Genomic DNA, 14,137 nt, shown 5'->3' with positions numbered 1-14,137 from the left:
TTTATTCCAGATTTAGTAAAACAACTGTTACTTTTAAATCAATCTTTCAGGTGGCTCTAGCTAAATACTTATGAAAACAGTCAGAAATTCATGGTTCATCTGCGCACCTAAACTTCTTATTTTTAGTTAAAATAGAATTAGCTTGCAGATGCGCGCGCCATGAAAATTTTACAATATCTATTACTAGCTTTCGTTTGGGTTTACCAAAAAATACTATCTCCTTTAAAACCGCCTAGTTGTCGCTTTACTCCAACCTGCTCCGAATACGCGGCTCAGGCCTTACGCAAGCATGGCCCATTACGAGGTACCCGGCTTGCTATTAAAAGATTAGCCAAATGCCATCCTTGGGGTAGCAGTGGTTATGACCCTGTTCCTTAAGCTAAAAAGTAAAATTTCAGATTTTATTTTCACCTAAACTTCTTATTACATTTAAGCTGTTATTGTAACCAGCAGATTATAATATGTAGGCGAACAAACCAGAATAGCCAAGAAGTTTAGCCTACGCTTTGGGAAGCATACTTTTATTTACATTAAAGAACAAGGTGCAATTTGCGAGCTTAGAAAATTTATATTTAACTTTTTCCCGCTGAGTTTACTTTTAATAACCGGAACAAGCACTAATTAAATTATTAGTGAAAGTAATGCTTCCGTAAGGTTAAGTGAATAGCAACGGTATAAGGGCTTTCCGTTTTCGGAGGTAAGAAAATATCTTAATTTAACTCAATGGAAATTGATAGATGCTTGCCGGAGTGATAACAAATTGTAATGTAATATCCTCATTATGCACATCTGAGATAAAAGGCACAGGTTCTTCCTCCAGCGATAATCCTATAGTAATGGTATCAGGCCGGCATTCGGCTAAAAAGCGATCGTAAAAACCTTTTCCGTAACCAACCCGATGACCTTGCTTATCAAAAGCAAGTAGCGGAACAAAAACCATATCTATGTTTTGAACCGGTACCAGCTCGGCATTTTGGGGCTCCGGAATGCCCCACTTATTTTGCAGCAGTATTGTTTCCGGAGTAAGTAAGTAATGCGAAAGTGTTTGCGCCTGCAAGTCGGTTAAGGGTACCGAAAGCTTAATTTCCGGGAAATTAACTCGCAGGTGCTCAATAATAAACCAGGTATTTACCTCATTGCTGGAAACAATGGGTAAAAAAGTATGAATAATTTTTAAATTATTTACTAAATAAAAATCAAAAAAATTCCGGCAAATAATTTTACTACGGCTATTTACCTCATCTAAAGAATATTCTTTTCGCTTTTTTAAAAACTCCCGACGAAGCGTAGCTTTCAGCATTACTCCTCTTCCAGAATAGTAAACTTACCGGCAAATGGCTCAAAAGCCTCGTATAAATGGCGAATAAACTCTGGGTTATTTGTTTGATAGGTTAGTAAATTATCTACACGCTCTTGCAGGGTGCCGTTAGGAAATAATTTATCTTTTAAAGAAGTAAGTTGATTGTAAATGGTTTCGTACTTAGAATCGTTGGCTTTTACAATTTTCTTTTCCAATACCATTAAAGCGTTGTGCGTTTTTTGCGCTTCAGCAGCAACGGTTTTTGATAAAGTAGGATCAATAGAAACGGCAAGTTTTTCAATCTGCGCAAAAATGGATTCCACCTGCTTTTTTTCTTCTTCCAGGTTTAGTTCTGTATCCTGGTAAGTGGCAGTTACTTGTTTCTTTAAGCTTGGCAAATCATGAAATAAATCTTCTGCTTGTAGATTTAATTTGTGCATGCGGTTAGCAGAATTTTTAGCAATGTATAATCCTGAATTGCGCAACATTAAAACCGGAAAAGGTACTTTAAAATAATCGAATACTTCTTTTAATTGAAACCAATAAGCCACTTCGGCTCCGCCGCCAATATAACACAAGTTAGGTAATATTATTTCTTCGTAAAGCGGCCGCAAAATAACATTAGGACTAAATTTCTCGGGTTGTGCTTCGGCTAAGGCTAAAATTTCTTCCTGGGTAAAAGATAAATCAGTATTTAATACCTGATAACGCTCTTCTTTTTTCACCAGACGTTCGCGCAAACCATTATCCAGATAAAATAAGTTTATTTCACGAGGTGTAACTTGCGTTTTATAGCCAGCCGCCGCTAATTTTTCGGTAGTGCCATTTACCAATTTATAAGTAATTTGCTCTAGTAACTCATTTTTTATAACAGGTTGTAAAGCTTTTTTAAGTGCGGGTACATCGGCATCAATGCTGATTAAGCCAAACTCACCAAATAGTTCGTGCGCCAGAAAACGAGTAGCGGCAGATAAAGTATCAAACTCCGTATAGGCTTTCTCAAATAAGGGAAAATTTTCCGGTAAAGATTCAATTAAAGAAAATATAGAATTGGTTTTAAAACGTCCTACCGCTCCTTTTTGATCTGTTTCCCAAGAGTAGGCTTTACTAAACAAAGTAAAATGATTGATTTCGGCGAAATCGTGGTCTTCACTTGCCATCCAATACACCGGCACGAAATTATAATCGGGGTATTGTTCTTTTAGCTGATGCGCCGTTTTAATGGCAGTAATTATCTTGTAAATAAAGTAAAGTGGCCCGGTAAAAATACTTAGTTGATGCCCGGTAGTAATAGTAAAGGTATTAGGCTGCTTTAGCAAATCCAGATTTTTACGAACGTTGGCATGTACGTCGGGCAATAAAGCAAATTGCTTTTCTAATTCCTCACAAAGTAAGGCCCGTTGCTTCGCAGAAAATTGTTTTTCAGCAATTTGTTGCTCAAAATTTTCGGGAGCAGGAAAACGGTGGTAAAAAGGAGCTAAATTTTTATTTTGCTGAAGATAATCAATTACAAGCGGTGAAAAAGAGTGAGTAGCACTGTAATCTATCTGCGAAATTTTCATTCGAAAGCATTTTTGGTGGTCGGCTGGCGCCGCATCGCAAAGTAACATGTTATTTTATTAGTTTGATAGGTATTTTATCGGAAAACGTATTTTACTCTAATGCAGGTAAGATTTAATGAAAGAAGAGTAACAGTATTTTACCGAAATAGTTTTAACCGAATACCAGTGTTTTATGCAGCAATAAAGCTCCTACAAAAAGAATGTTCTTGAAAATAGAAGGCAGCTTGGCCTTAAAACTCTCAAGAACATCTATTTCAAATTGAATACTATTTTGTTTAAAAGCCTGTAAACAGTAGTGACAGCAATTAAAAAGTAAATTTAACCTACTATTTCGCCGTATAAATCAAAATCGGTATTGCTGGTAATTTGCACGTTGGCAAATTCTCCAATTCTTACATAATGGTTACTAGCAGGCACTAATACTTCGTTGTCTACTTCCGGCGAGTCGTATTGGGTGCGGCCTACATAATAGCCACTTTCTTTACGATCAAATAACACTTTATACGTTTGACCAATACGGGTTTCATTCAGTTCCAAGGAAATTCCTTGTTGTAATTCCATAATAGCATCGGCCCGTTCTTGCTTTACTTCATCCGGCACGGTATCGCCCAGCGTGTGCGAATGGGTGTTCTCCTCGTGCGAATAAGTAAATATGCCCAAACGATCGAAGCGGCTTTCCTCTACAAAATTGTATAGCTCTTCAAAATCTTGCTGCGTTTCCCCGGGGTGACCAGCAATTAAAGTAGTTCGTAAAGCAATATCGGGTACCCGCTGCCGAATAGTATCCACCAACTCAATGGTACGGCGTTTACTAATTCCGCGCCGCATAGTTTTAAGCATGTTATCAGAAATATGCTGCAGCGGCATATCCAGGTATTTACAAATATTTTCGCGTTCGGCCATTATGTCCAATGCCTCCATTGGAAACTGCGACGGATAGGCGTATTGCAGGCGAATCCAATCAATGCCAGGCACATCCGATAAGTGCCGTAATAAATCGGGTAACTTACGTTCCCCGTAATGCTGCAAACCGTAGTAGGTTAAATCCTGGGCAATTAAGATTAGTTCTTTTGTGCCCATCGTCGCTAACCGATTAGCTTCTTTTACTAAATCTTCGATTGAACGATCTACGTGTTTGCCCCGCATAAGCGGAATTGCACAGAAAGAACACGGACGATTACAACCTTCAGCAATTTTAAAATAAGCGTAATGTTTAGGCGTAGTTAGTAAACGTTCGCCTACTAGTTCGTGCTTATAATCGGCTTCTAAAGTTTTAAGCAACTGCGGCATTTCCAAAGTACCGAAATACGCGTCAACCTGCGGAATTTCTGCTTCCAGGGAATCTTTGTAGCGCTGCGACAAGCAACCCGTTACGTATAATTTATCAATGTTACCGGCTTCTTTCTCGTCGGCGTATTGCAAAATAGTATCAATAGATTCCTGCTTGGCATTGTCAATAAAGCCGCAGGTGTTAATAATAATTATATTGGCGTCGTTTTTCTGGGACTCGTGGGTAACCGCAAAACTATTGCTGCGCAACTGGCCCATGAGTACTTCCGAATCCACGAGGTTTTTGGAACACCCCAAGGTGATAACGTTTACCTTATCTTTCTTTAACGTTCTTACTTTCACTGAGTAATTATGAAATATTAATTATTTAAATCGAAAACCTTCTTTTGTATAGAATGGTTCGTTTCGAAATAGCGGGCAAAGTTACAACATGTTTAGCGAATTAAATAAATACAATCTGTTTTTACTCCAGTAATAGAACCTAACAGCAGCTAAATACCATTAAATGGGAAACGGAAGGTAAAAAGTTTTACTTTTTGTTAGCTGTTAATCCAGGCCAGTTATCTGTCCGGAACGGAGAAGCCGGAAGATTGGCTTTATTATAAAGATTAGCCTGGTCAGGATTATTCGCCCAAGCATAACGGACCGCTACCGGAGCTAACACCTGAGTGGATGATACTACAACCGTGTTGCCTTCTATCTGAGCATCGGCCCAAACAAATTTATGATCAGTGCCAGCAATAGAAAAACCTTTTAAAGTTGCTCCGTTTTTAGTCATGAGTCCAGGCTCTGCATAGTCAAAAGTTAACCGGATTCTATTTCCTTCTACTTTCATGCTTTTGTACAAGGGTCCACTGTAGGTCACTTTTTTGTTATAGGCCAACTTTTCGGCCGCTAATGCCAGACATTTACCTACGTCCTGCTTATTTTTCGGGTGAATATCTTCTGCCTCGCCAATATCAATAATAACCGCCATAGCCGTATTGGGCACAGCTAAGGTTTTAGTTTGAGCTTCGCGTAGTTCTGCCCACTCGCTTTCAGCAGGCTCGGGTTCTGTTTTCATAAAATTAGCAAGTTGCACAAATAAGAAAGGAAAGTTTCCTTGTCCCCACTTAGCCCGCCAATCCATAATCATAGCCGGAAATAAATCACGATACCGGTAAGCTTTCCCAGCATTACTTTCGCCCTGGTACCAAATCATTCCCTTTATGGCATAAGGAATAAGCGGTTTGATCATGGCATTATACAATAAAGTCGGGCGGCTATTAGGGCCCACATCCACAGATGGAGGCGCTCCTGTTTTGTTTTCTTTAAAATTACTACCCACCCGGTATTGCCAGGAACCACTTAAATCCACTATTCTACCCGCTTTTGCCTCCGTCAGAAATAATTCTTCGGGTTTGCCGTAGATACCACCTCCTCCGCCCGTATCGGTTACCCGCACCACTATCACATTTTTGCCCGGCTTTAGGATTCCCGGTTTTATAGAATATTTCCTGGCGATATTGTATTGATTGCTTTCTCCTACGAGCGTGCCGTTCAGCCATGTTTGATCCAGATCGTCGATGGGGCCTAAATTTAGACTTACCTCTTGTGCCTTAAAATCAGCGGGTAAAGAAAATTCTTTGCGTAACCAGACTATCCCATCAAAATCGGGTAAGGCACTAGTTTCCCATAAGGCGGGCACTTGAATTTCTTGCCAATCGGTAGCGTTTACACTGGGGTTTTTCCAACTGGCGACGCCATTCTTATAGCCTTCATCCAACGCATCATTTTTCTTTAACCAGTCTTTTACTTGCGCTTCATTTTCCTGCTTAATTTTGTCCAGAAAATCAGGTGAATGGTTCATGCCGGCAATCTGGCTTTTTAACTCCGGAAATTTAGTAACTGCCTCCGGGCTCATCCAGGTTTCGATGATAGTACCACCCCAAGAGGTAAGAATTACGCCTACCGGCACTTTCTCTTGCTGATGTAATTCCCGGGCAAAGAAAAAAGCAACCGCTGAAAAATTATAAGCATTTTCTTTATTACAAATTTTCCATTCGGCCTTTTTAACATCGGCCAGTGGTACAGGGCTTAAATCATTTTCTACGGTAAACAGGCGAATATTAGGAAAGTCTGACTCACCGAGTTGCTCGTCGGTGTATTTAAGCCAGGAACTCTGAAACTCCATATTAGACTGTCCGGAGCCCAGCCATACATCGCCTAACAGAATATTTTTTACCACAATAGTATTTTTACCCGAGATAGTCATATCGTAAGGTCCGCCGGCTGGCATTGCTGGTAAACTCACTTGCCACTTCCCTTCCGGGTTGGGTTGTGCCGAGTAAGATTTGCCTTTAAACTGCACGGTTACTTTTTCGCCAGTATCTGCCCAGCCCCAAACGGGCAATTTCATGTCTCGCTGCAGCACCATATTATCGCTTACCAGTTTGGGTAAGCGTACATCCGCCCTTATGGTAGCTATTGAAGTGGCTAAAGCAAAAACGGTAAGTAGTAAAAATTTCCAGGATAAATATTTCATAATTGGCCTTTATGAAAAGAGAAGATAACAGAATTGAAAGCCAATATAAGTAAATAATCAAGATTTAAGTAAATTCTGATCAGGAGTAAATGTAGTTCACTTTATTTCTGTTACCGGCTTAAAACAAGAAACCCGACAACTTTTAAATTTGCCGGGTTTCCTTCTTATTTCTATTAAATTTTTTACTTCGAGAAAAGCGAATCAACAAATTCGTGTTTGTCAAACACCTGCAGATCATCAATCTTTTCGCCAACTCCAATGTATTTTACCGGAATTTTAAATTCGTCGGAAATACCAATAACTACTCCCCCTTTAGCGGTGCCGTCTAGCTTGGTAATGGCCAATGCGGTAACATCGGTTGCTTTCGTAAATTCGCGAGCCTGAATAACGGCATTTTGACCAGTACTACCATCCAAAACCAATAACACTTCGTGCGGAGCTTGTTCAATAAATTTCTGCATTACCCGCTTTATCTTAGTAAGCTCATTCATTAAACCTACTTTGTTGTGCAAACGACCAGCAGTATCAATAATTACTACGTCCGCTTCCATCTCCACGCCTTTTTTTACGGCGTCAAAAGCCACCGAAGCGGGATCGGTGTTCATACCATGCGATATAACCGGCACCCCAACTCGTTCGCCCCAGATAATTAATTGGTCCACGGCAGCTGCCCGGAAGGTATCGGCGGCACCTAACACCACCTTTTTACCCGCTTTGTTAAACTGAGCGGCTAGTTTACCAATGGTAGTAGTTTTACCCACTCCATTTACGCCTACTACCATAATAACGTAGGGCTTAATATTGGCGGGCAAAACAAATTCAGCTGTAACTTTTCCAGAATTATTTTCTTCAAGTAAAGCTGCAATTTCTTCCCGTAGAATACGGTCGAGTTCGGCGGTGCTCACATATTTATCTCGGGCTACCCGGTCTTCTATCCGCTTAATAATTTTAATAGTAGTTTGTACGCCTACATCCGAGTGCACGAGCGTATCTTCTAAATCATCCAGTACTTCTTCGTCTACTTTAGATTTACCAACTACAGCCTTGCTTAACTGATCGAAAAAGCTGGTTTTGGTTTTTTCCAAACCTTTATCCAGCGATTCCTTTTTTTCTTTACTGAAGAAGTCGAAAAGTCCCATAATGGTAATTACTTCTGTAATATTATAAATGAAATGTAACTATAAAGTTGGCTGTATCTGACCAGTATTTAATAAAAGATAAAGAAAAAAGTTTTTACTTAAAATTCAATTCTTTAGAAGAACTTAAATACTAAATCTGCCTGTACGTTCGTCGTTTGAAAAGAAATAGTAAATATTTTCTTTCACTACACTATAAATCGCTGGTTTGCTGACTATAAACAGAAAAAGTCCCAACAATTCCTGTGGGACTTCTTTGTATTAATTTTGAGCGAAAACTATAATTATTTCGCTGCTAAATATTCCTGCACTTTATCTACAGGTACCATTTCTTCTCTAAAGGTATAGGCTCCTGTTTTTGGTGATTTTACTGCTTTGATAACTTTTGCCCAATCCTTACCAGTGGAGGTTTTAAGGGTCGCAACTACTTTCTTAGCCATGGTTATTTAATTTCTTTGTGTACAGTAACTTTTTTCAGATTTGGGTTGAATTTTTTCAATTCTAACCGCTCCGGCGTGTTTTTACGATTCTTAGTAGTGATATATCTGGAAGTACCCGGAACGCCAGAGTTTTTTTGCTCGGTGCATTCCATTATTACTTGTACTCGATTTCCTTTTTTAGCCATCTCAACTGTATTTTTGAATTAGGACTGCAAATATAGTCAATTCAAATTTAAATTACAACAAGCCTTCTATAAAAGTTTTCTTTGCCTCATTGACAACATCCGTACTAATACGTTCAGTTCAATACTCTGCTACTCGTCATCCGTATCACTATCAATTACTTGCACTTACTAGCAACAACGTAAAACCCTGCTATCCTTAATCCGATTAGAGTTATCAGAACTAAATTTTATTGGGCTGTGTACACAAAATTTATGCAACCTAGAGTAACTGGAGCTTAAATAATAACCCTTTTACAAAACCACTTAACTTAATTATGATAAAAAACCTGATAACTTCGTTTTAAATAAAAACGAAGTTAAATAATACATTAGTAAGGTATCCGTAATTGTATATAACTTTCAGCACTTAAAATAGTCTTTTTTACAGCAAACACGTATTTGGTATCAGCGGAAGTGACTGTATTTTATTAAACCTAAATCTAAACCTGTTCATTAAAAGTTTTTATGCCAATAAACATCCGGACTACGTGCATTATCCCGTTTTATAATGAAGAATACCGAGTGTTTCAGGTACTGGAAGTAGTTACAGAAATCAAAAATATTGCTCAGATTATTTGCGTAGATGATGGTTCGGATGATGATACCGCCGATTTAATTGAACAATATTATCCGCAGGTTAAACTGATTAGGTTACCTTATAATCAAGGAAAAGCCGCTGCTATCCGGCACGGTTTAAAACACGCCAAATATGAAAACATTTTGCTGATGGATGCTGATTTACAATCGATTAATAAATCGGAAGTAGAAAAGGCTATCCGGGCAATTACTCATTACAACCTGGATATGCTTATTCTGCGCCGGATTAATGCGCCCTGGTTTGTTAAGTTCGATCGGGGTGATATTTTGCTTTCCGGCGAGCGGATTGTAAAGAAAAAAGACTTGATTAAAATTCTGAATCAGGAAGTAAACCGCTACCAGGTAGAATTGGCCATTAACCTGTACATGCAAAAACACAAACGTAATGTACGCTGGATGCCATGGTCGGCCACTAATACCTATAAAGCAAAAAAAATAGGCATTGTAGAAGGGTACAAAAAAGAATTTGAGATGTTTACGGATATTGTACTTTATGCGGGTTTTAAAAACATAGTCAAACAAATTAGTTCTTTTGCTACAAAAAAAGTAGACTATGATTATTTAATAGAATATCCTCAAAGTGAAGAAAGTAGCGTTTAAAGCTTTTTTCTGCCTGGTATAATCTTTACAGGTTTTGAATATTTTACTTTAATTCCGGCAGTACAAAATCATCTAAGGCACTGGGCTGAGCCATTAGTGCTTCTATTTCAGAAATGCTGCGCGGAGCCGCAACCGACAAATTTTCCCATTCTCTCTCCGAAATTAAAATATCATCTTCTATTCGAATACCTATTCCCCACCACTTCTTCGAACAAGGACTTCCTTCCGGAATATAAATACCTGGTTCCACGGTAATAACACTGTTCGCCTGCAAATTTCCGTAAGCTCCCCGGTCGTGCACATCTAAACCCAAATAATGCGAAGTACCATGCGGGAAATACGCGGTCACGTCTGCTTCCTTTTTAATAATTCCCAGTTTTTTCAGTCCTTGAGCAATTATCCGTTTAGCAGCTTGATGAGGGGCGTTAAACGGATTTCCTGCTTTACATTGTTCAAAAGCAGCTTGCTGGGCTTCAAACACTAATTGATACAGTTGCTTTTGTTCCAGAGTAAATTTACCATTGGCCGGAATAGTACGCGTAACATCGGCGGTATACCCGTGGTACTCGGCTCCTACATCCATTAACACTAAATTAGTACCTACCTGAGGTTTATCGTTTTCAATGTAATGCAGTACACAGGCATTATTACCAGCACCTACAATAGAGGGGTAGCCCTCGTACTCCGAGCCGTATTTCTTATATACAAACTCGTGCAATCCCTGAATTTCCGCTTCCGACATATTAGGCTGCATGGCTTTCATTACTTCCTGCTGCCCTACCGCCGAAATAGCAATTGCTTTCCGTAATAGATTTAATTCTTCGGGAGTTTTAATCTCCCGCATTCTATCCAGAATAATGGGTATTATAGTAGTATTTACCTTTGCGTTTCCCGGATAATTTACTTTTTGCTTAAACTGCTGCACTAAACTAAATAAATCAGCAGAGTCGCGGGGATTATCGCTGATAGCATCCAGCATATCTTTTATTAAAATTCCACCGGTAAAAGCAGATGCATTTAGGTTAAAAGTTGCAAAAGCAGAATTAAGTAAAATACTTTGCAAGCCTAATTGTTCGGCTACTCCTTTTTCGCCGAGGCGTTTTCCGTTCCATTGTTCTTGCTTGGGGTTGCGGGGCTGAATAAAAATAACTTCCTGGGTAGGCTTCCCGGCAATGGATTGTTCCTGTGCAAACAGAATTAGAACAGAATTAGGCTCGCGGTAACCCGTGAGATAATAAAAGTCCGGATCCTGGTGGTAAGTATAATCTACATCGTTAGCGCGGTTGCGCTCCGGATTGGCAAAAAAAACAGCAACGGAGTTAGCTGGTAATTGCTTAATTAGCAGCTCTCTCCGTTGCCGGTGAAAATCTTTATCTAAAAAATCGGATGGCTTCTCCGGATTACCTTCGTTTTGCGCAAAGGAGCGGGTGGCGAAACTAATTCCTACTAAAAGCAGGAAAAGCCGGATAGCCGCCATAAAAAGAAATACTAGTAAACGATATAACCGTCTGCTACTGCTTTCTTCAGCACGGCAGAAATACCATTTTTGTTAATAGTCCGGATAGCCGAAGTAGACACTTTTAAAGTAATCCAGGCATCTTCTTCCGGTACATAAAATTTCTTTTTCTGAAGATTGGGGTAAAATTTACGCTTTGTTTTATTATTTGCGTGTGATACGTTATTACCAACCTGTGGTCTTTTTCCGGTTAAATCACAAACTCTGGCCATTTCTATCTTTGTCTAAATCAGTTTATTCTTAAAGGGACGCAAATATCCGAAAAATCGCCTAAAAATCAAACTCTCGTCTAAATAATTTTCAAATCGGTTACGGGTGGCCATTAAATAGTAAATAAAACCAAGCCCAGAATACGTATTTGGAGCAATAAATTTACTAAATCAAAGATTGGGTTACTCGTTAATTAAGATTTTTTCTTAAAGCCATACGGGCAGTGTTTACAGCCATTTTTACAGCAATAGCCTCGTTTTAAATGATAGGCCGCCGTAAATACCATTAAGCCTTGCTCGTTAAAATAAAAGTCGCCGGGCTCCAAAGGCGGGAGTTTATCTAGTTTCAAAAGAAATAAATTTTAATTTTATTGACTTAACAAAAGTATACCATTCGGGTTACAAAGCCGTATTTGAAGAACAACCTCTTTTAAGTAATTTTAACTCAACCGAAGAAAATAAACGTAATGGCTGTTTCTACAGCTAATTTATCAATTAAAACTTTCCTGCCATGAATTTTACCAGCATTACCTCCAGCCAACAAGCTATAGACCTTGAAGAGAAGTACGGAGCGCACAATTACCACCCGTTACCGGTAGTGTTAACGCGGGGTGAAGGAGTTTATTTATGGGACCTGGAAGGCAAAAAATATTTTGATTTTCTATCGGCTTATAGTGCAGTAAACCAAGGCCATTGCCATCCCAAAATTATTCAGGCTTTAGTAAATCAGGCCCAAGTACTTACGCTTACTTCACGGGCTTTTTACAACGACAAATTGGGCGAATGCGAAAAATATATTTGCGAGTATTTTGGCTACGATAAAGCTTTACTCATGAACTCGGGGGCCGAAGCCGTAGAAACAGCCATAAAACTAGCGCGTAAGTGGGGCTACGAAGAAAAAGGTATTCCGAAGTACCAAGCCGAGATTATAGTGGTAGATCATAATTTTCATGGCCGCACTACCGGTATTATTTCTTTTTCTACAGATCCGGATTCTACGGGAGGTTTCGGGCCATTTATGCCTGGCTTTAAAGTAGTGCCTTACGACGATTTGGAAGCTTTAGAAGAAGCCTTACAAAATCCGCACGTATGCGGTTTTTTAGTAGAACCCATTCAAGGTGAAGCCGGTGTTTACGTACCTAGTGAGGGATATTTAACCCAAGCCAAAGCACTCTGCGAAAAATATAAAGTATTGTTGCTCGCCGACGAAATTCAAACCGGTATTGGCCGCACTGGTAAGTTACTGGCCTCGCAGTACGATAATATCCGTCCGGACATATTAATTTTAGGTAAAGCCCTATCGGGTGGCGTTTTACCAGTTTCTGCTGTTCTGGCCGACGATGTTATTATGTTGTGCATCAAACCCGGTCAGCATGGTTCTACTTACGGAGGAAATCCTTTGGCTTGCGCGGTGTTAGTGGCTGCTTTAGAAGTAATAAAAGAAGAAAACTTAACCGAGAATGCTTTTAAACTGGGAGAAATTTTCCGGACACGCATGCGCCAATTACAAAATCAATTTCCGGAGGTAGTGCAAATCGTGCGTGGCAAAGGTTTGCTCAACGCTATTGTTATCAAGCCTGGTCTCGATGGGCGAACGGCCTGGGATGTTTGTTTAGCGTTAAAAGAAAACGGTTTACTTGCAAAGCCTACCCACGGCGATATTATCCGGTTTGCGCCACCGCTGGTTATTACAGAAGAACAATTGCACAAATGCTGCGATATTATTCAGAAAACAATTACGAATTTTTAAAGCGGTAAGATTTTACTTCATAACCATTCCCTTTTTAACGATAAAAAATAAGCAATCAAAGAAATTTAAAACTGCCGGTTTAAGGTAAACAGCCCGATTAAGAATCCTAAATTAAAAAGTCAGCCAGGCTCACTTTTTAATTTAGGATTTTCTCTTTAGTGCCTGCACGTACTTCATTAGTTAAACAATTTTCCATCTTACTGCTTATTTAGCTTTTTCTTACTACCTCCCTCCTACGATTCAACTAGCTTTTTCTACGACTGATACTTTTAATTGGAAGAGTGAATCAGTTAACTATTTACTAGTAAAACGGGGCGCTATTACTTTGTAGCAAAACCAACCCAAAAGCTATCCTAAAACATTAAAAATCAAGAAAATGAAAAAGCTATTTTTAATTTCCCTTTTACCTATTTGTTGCTTATTTATGCTCTTCCTTTCCAGTTGCGAATTACTTGAAACGGAAGAAGAAAAAGGAGTAAATAGTGCCGCCTACGGTCCGCATCCGGGCGGTGCTGATTTGCCCGATGAGTTAAAAGGCAGTTGGTCTACTACCACTATTTCGCTGGCGAACGCCTGGAACCAAGGCCAGTTTGTGAAAGCAATGGGTGTTTCGGGTGCTATAACCCTCGTGTTTAAAGATGATAACAAAATAGAACGTTACTGGTATACCGAAAACCGCCCCAGCACCTATTATAGTATTTACGGAGCCTCTAAAGAAACTGGCCGGGTAAAATTGGGGGACGATGGCAGTCTGACTTTAATTTGGGCAAAAGGAGAATGGGAAAAAACCACAGCCCCCAGCGCAAACAGCACCGATGGTCATTACGAATACAGCCAGGAAGAATTAACCAATCGCACTAAAATTTATACGGGTTACGAACGAGGCACCAGCAGCCGAAACATACCCGAACTGCGGTTAACGAACGAAAGTGGCGGCATTTCTTACCTGGAAAAAATGTAGGTTTCTCTCCTACTTTACTCAACTTAAA

14 protein-coding genes are annotated in these 14,137 nt (G+C 39.5%); 4 read left to right on the top strand and 10 right to left on the bottom strand.

Annotation, left to right across the window (positions count from 1 at the left end; translation table 11 throughout):
* Nucleotides 1-159 precede the first annotated feature (159 nt).
* On the top strand, nt 160-378 hold the full coding sequence (yidD, locus tag HUW48_RS04150; protein WP_182414470.1) for a membrane protein insertion efficiency factor YidD: 219 nt from the start codon (nt 160-162) through the stop codon (nt 376-378).
* A 337-nt stretch (nt 379-715) separates the two neighbouring features.
* On the opposite strand, the gene HUW48_RS04145 is transcribed toward yidD, so the two are convergent.
* The 7 genes from HUW48_RS04145 to rpmG all read right to left on the bottom strand — a co-directional run bounded on the left by HUW48_RS04145 (nt 716) and on the right by rpmG (nt 8,437).
* On the bottom strand, nt 716-1,300 hold the full coding sequence (locus tag HUW48_RS04145; RefSeq protein ID WP_182414469.1) for a 5-formyltetrahydrofolate cyclo-ligase: 585 nt from the start codon (nt 1,298-1,300) through the stop codon (nt 716-718).
* A complete protein-coding gene (bshC, locus tag HUW48_RS04140; RefSeq protein WP_182414468.1) occupies nt 1,300-2,862 on the bottom strand; it encodes a bacillithiol biosynthesis cysteine-adding enzyme BshC in 1,563 nt (520 codons plus the stop codon). Before bshC ends, HUW48_RS04145 begins: the two co-directional genes overlap by 1 nt.
* 318 nt (nt 2,863-3,180) lie before the next feature.
* Entirely contained in the window at nt 3,181-4,494 is a 1,314-nt protein-coding gene (rimO, locus tag HUW48_RS04135; RefSeq protein WP_182414467.1) for a 30S ribosomal protein S12 methylthiotransferase RimO, read from the bottom strand.
* A 187-nt stretch (nt 4,495-4,681) separates the two neighbouring features.
* Entirely contained in the window at nt 4,682-6,676 is a 1,995-nt protein-coding gene (locus tag HUW48_RS04130) for a sialate O-acetylesterase (protein WP_182414466.1), read from the bottom strand.
* A gap of 182 nt (nt 6,677-6,858) precedes the next feature.
* Nucleotides 6,859-7,815, bottom strand: a complete 957-nt coding sequence (gene ftsY, locus HUW48_RS04125; protein WP_182414465.1) for a signal recognition particle-docking protein FtsY — start codon at nt 7,813-7,815, stop codon at nt 6,859-6,861.
* A 281-nt stretch (nt 7,816-8,096) separates the two neighbouring features.
* Entirely contained in the window at nt 8,097-8,252 is a 156-nt protein-coding gene (locus tag HUW48_RS04120) for a DUF4295 domain-containing protein (protein WP_182414464.1), read from the bottom strand.
* 2 nt (nt 8,253-8,254) lie between these two features.
* Nucleotides 8,255-8,437 carry a 50S ribosomal protein L33 gene (gene rpmG / locus HUW48_RS04115; RefSeq protein WP_106932221.1) on the bottom strand — a complete coding sequence of 61 codons (183 nt, stop codon included), beginning with the start codon at nt 8,435-8,437 and terminating at the stop codon, nt 8,255-8,257.
* Nucleotides 8,438-8,941: 504 nt separating this feature from the next.
* Here rpmG and HUW48_RS04110 point away from each other — a divergent pair.
* A complete protein-coding gene (locus tag HUW48_RS04110; protein WP_182414463.1) occupies nt 8,942-9,673 on the top strand; it encodes a glycosyltransferase family 2 protein in 732 nt (243 codons plus the stop codon).
* Between the two features lie 43 nt (nt 9,674-9,716).
* Here HUW48_RS04110 and HUW48_RS04105 read toward each other — a convergent pair whose 3' ends face one another.
* The 3 genes from HUW48_RS04105 to HUW48_RS04095 all read right to left on the bottom strand — a co-directional run bounded on the left by HUW48_RS04105 (nt 9,717) and on the right by HUW48_RS04095 (nt 11,724).
* On the bottom strand, nt 9,717-11,150 hold the full coding sequence (locus HUW48_RS04105) for an aminopeptidase P N-terminal domain-containing protein (RefSeq protein WP_182414462.1): 1,434 nt from the start codon (nt 11,148-11,150) through the stop codon (nt 9,717-9,719).
* An 11-nt stretch (nt 11,151-11,161) separates the two neighbouring features.
* The gene (rpmB, locus tag HUW48_RS04100) at nt 11,162-11,401 is read right to left on the bottom strand and encodes a 50S ribosomal protein L28 (RefSeq protein WP_106932218.1); all 240 of its coding nucleotides are present in this window, start codon (nt 11,399-11,401) and stop codon (nt 11,162-11,164) included.
* A 191-nt stretch (nt 11,402-11,592) separates the two neighbouring features.
* Entirely contained in the window at nt 11,593-11,724 is a 132-nt protein-coding gene (locus tag HUW48_RS04095; RefSeq protein ID WP_394368470.1) for a DUF5522 domain-containing protein, read from the bottom strand.
* Nucleotides 11,725-11,909: 185 nt separating this feature from the next.
* Here HUW48_RS04095 and rocD point away from each other — a divergent pair, with 185 nt between their 5' ends.
* The gene (gene rocD, locus HUW48_RS04090; RefSeq protein ID WP_182414460.1) at nt 11,910-13,148 is read left to right on the top strand and encodes an ornithine--oxo-acid transaminase; all 1,239 of its coding nucleotides are present in this window, start codon (nt 11,910-11,912) and stop codon (nt 13,146-13,148) included.
* Nucleotides 13,149-13,524: 376 nt separating this feature from the next.
* Nucleotides 13,525-14,109: a hypothetical protein gene (locus HUW48_RS04085; RefSeq protein ID WP_182414459.1), complete on the top strand. Its 585-nt coding sequence runs from the start codon at nt 13,525-13,527 to the stop codon at nt 14,107-14,109.
* Nucleotides 14,110-14,137 lie beyond the last annotated feature (28 nt).

Source organism: Adhaeribacter radiodurans (genome assembly GCF_014075995.1).
GTDB lineage: Bacteria > Bacteroidota > Bacteroidia > Cytophagales > Hymenobacteraceae > Adhaeribacter > Adhaeribacter radiodurans.
This window is presented reverse-complemented; position numbering and strand designations above follow the sequence as displayed.

What these genes read in the sequence shown, in the direction of transcription:
- rpmB (WP_106932218.1), bottom strand. Translation starts at nt 11,401, where the DNA reads ATGGCCAGAGTTTGTGATTTAACCGGAAAAAGACCACAGGTTGGTAAT.
- HUW48_RS04130 (WP_182414466.1), bottom strand. Translation starts at nt 6,676, where the DNA reads ATGAAATATTTATCCTGGAAATTTTTACTACTTACCGTTTTTGCTTTA.
- rpmG (WP_106932221.1), bottom strand. Translation starts at nt 8,437, where the DNA reads ATGGCTAAAAAAGGAAATCGAGTACAAGTAATAATGGAATGCACCGAG.
- HUW48_RS04120 (WP_182414464.1), bottom strand. Translation starts at nt 8,252, where the DNA reads ATGGCTAAGAAAGTAGTTGCGACCCTTAAAACCTCCACTGGTAAGGAT.
- rocD (WP_182414460.1), top strand. Translation starts at nt 11,910, where the DNA reads ATGAATTTTACCAGCATTACCTCCAGCCAACAAGCTATAGACCTTGAA.
- ftsY (WP_182414465.1), bottom strand. Translation starts at nt 7,815, where the DNA reads ATGGGACTTTTCGACTTCTTCAGTAAAGAAAAAAAGGAATCGCTGGAT.
- HUW48_RS04145 (WP_182414469.1), bottom strand. Translation starts at nt 1,300, where the DNA reads ATGCTGAAAGCTACGCTTCGTCGGGAGTTTTTAAAAAAGCGAAAAGAA.
- HUW48_RS04105 (WP_182414462.1), bottom strand. Translation starts at nt 11,150, where the DNA reads ATGGCGGCTATCCGGCTTTTCCTGCTTTTAGTAGGAATTAGTTTCGCC.
- HUW48_RS04085 (WP_182414459.1), top strand. Translation starts at nt 13,525, where the DNA reads ATGAAAAAGCTATTTTTAATTTCCCTTTTACCTATTTGTTGCTTATTT.
- yidD (WP_182414470.1), top strand. Translation starts at nt 160, where the DNA reads ATGAAAATTTTACAATATCTATTACTAGCTTTCGTTTGGGTTTACCAA.
- HUW48_RS04110 (WP_182414463.1), top strand. Translation starts at nt 8,942, where the DNA reads ATGCCAATAAACATCCGGACTACGTGCATTATCCCGTTTTATAATGAA.
- bshC (WP_182414468.1), bottom strand. Translation starts at nt 2,862, where the DNA reads ATGAAAATTTCGCAGATAGATTACAGTGCTACTCACTCTTTTTCACCG.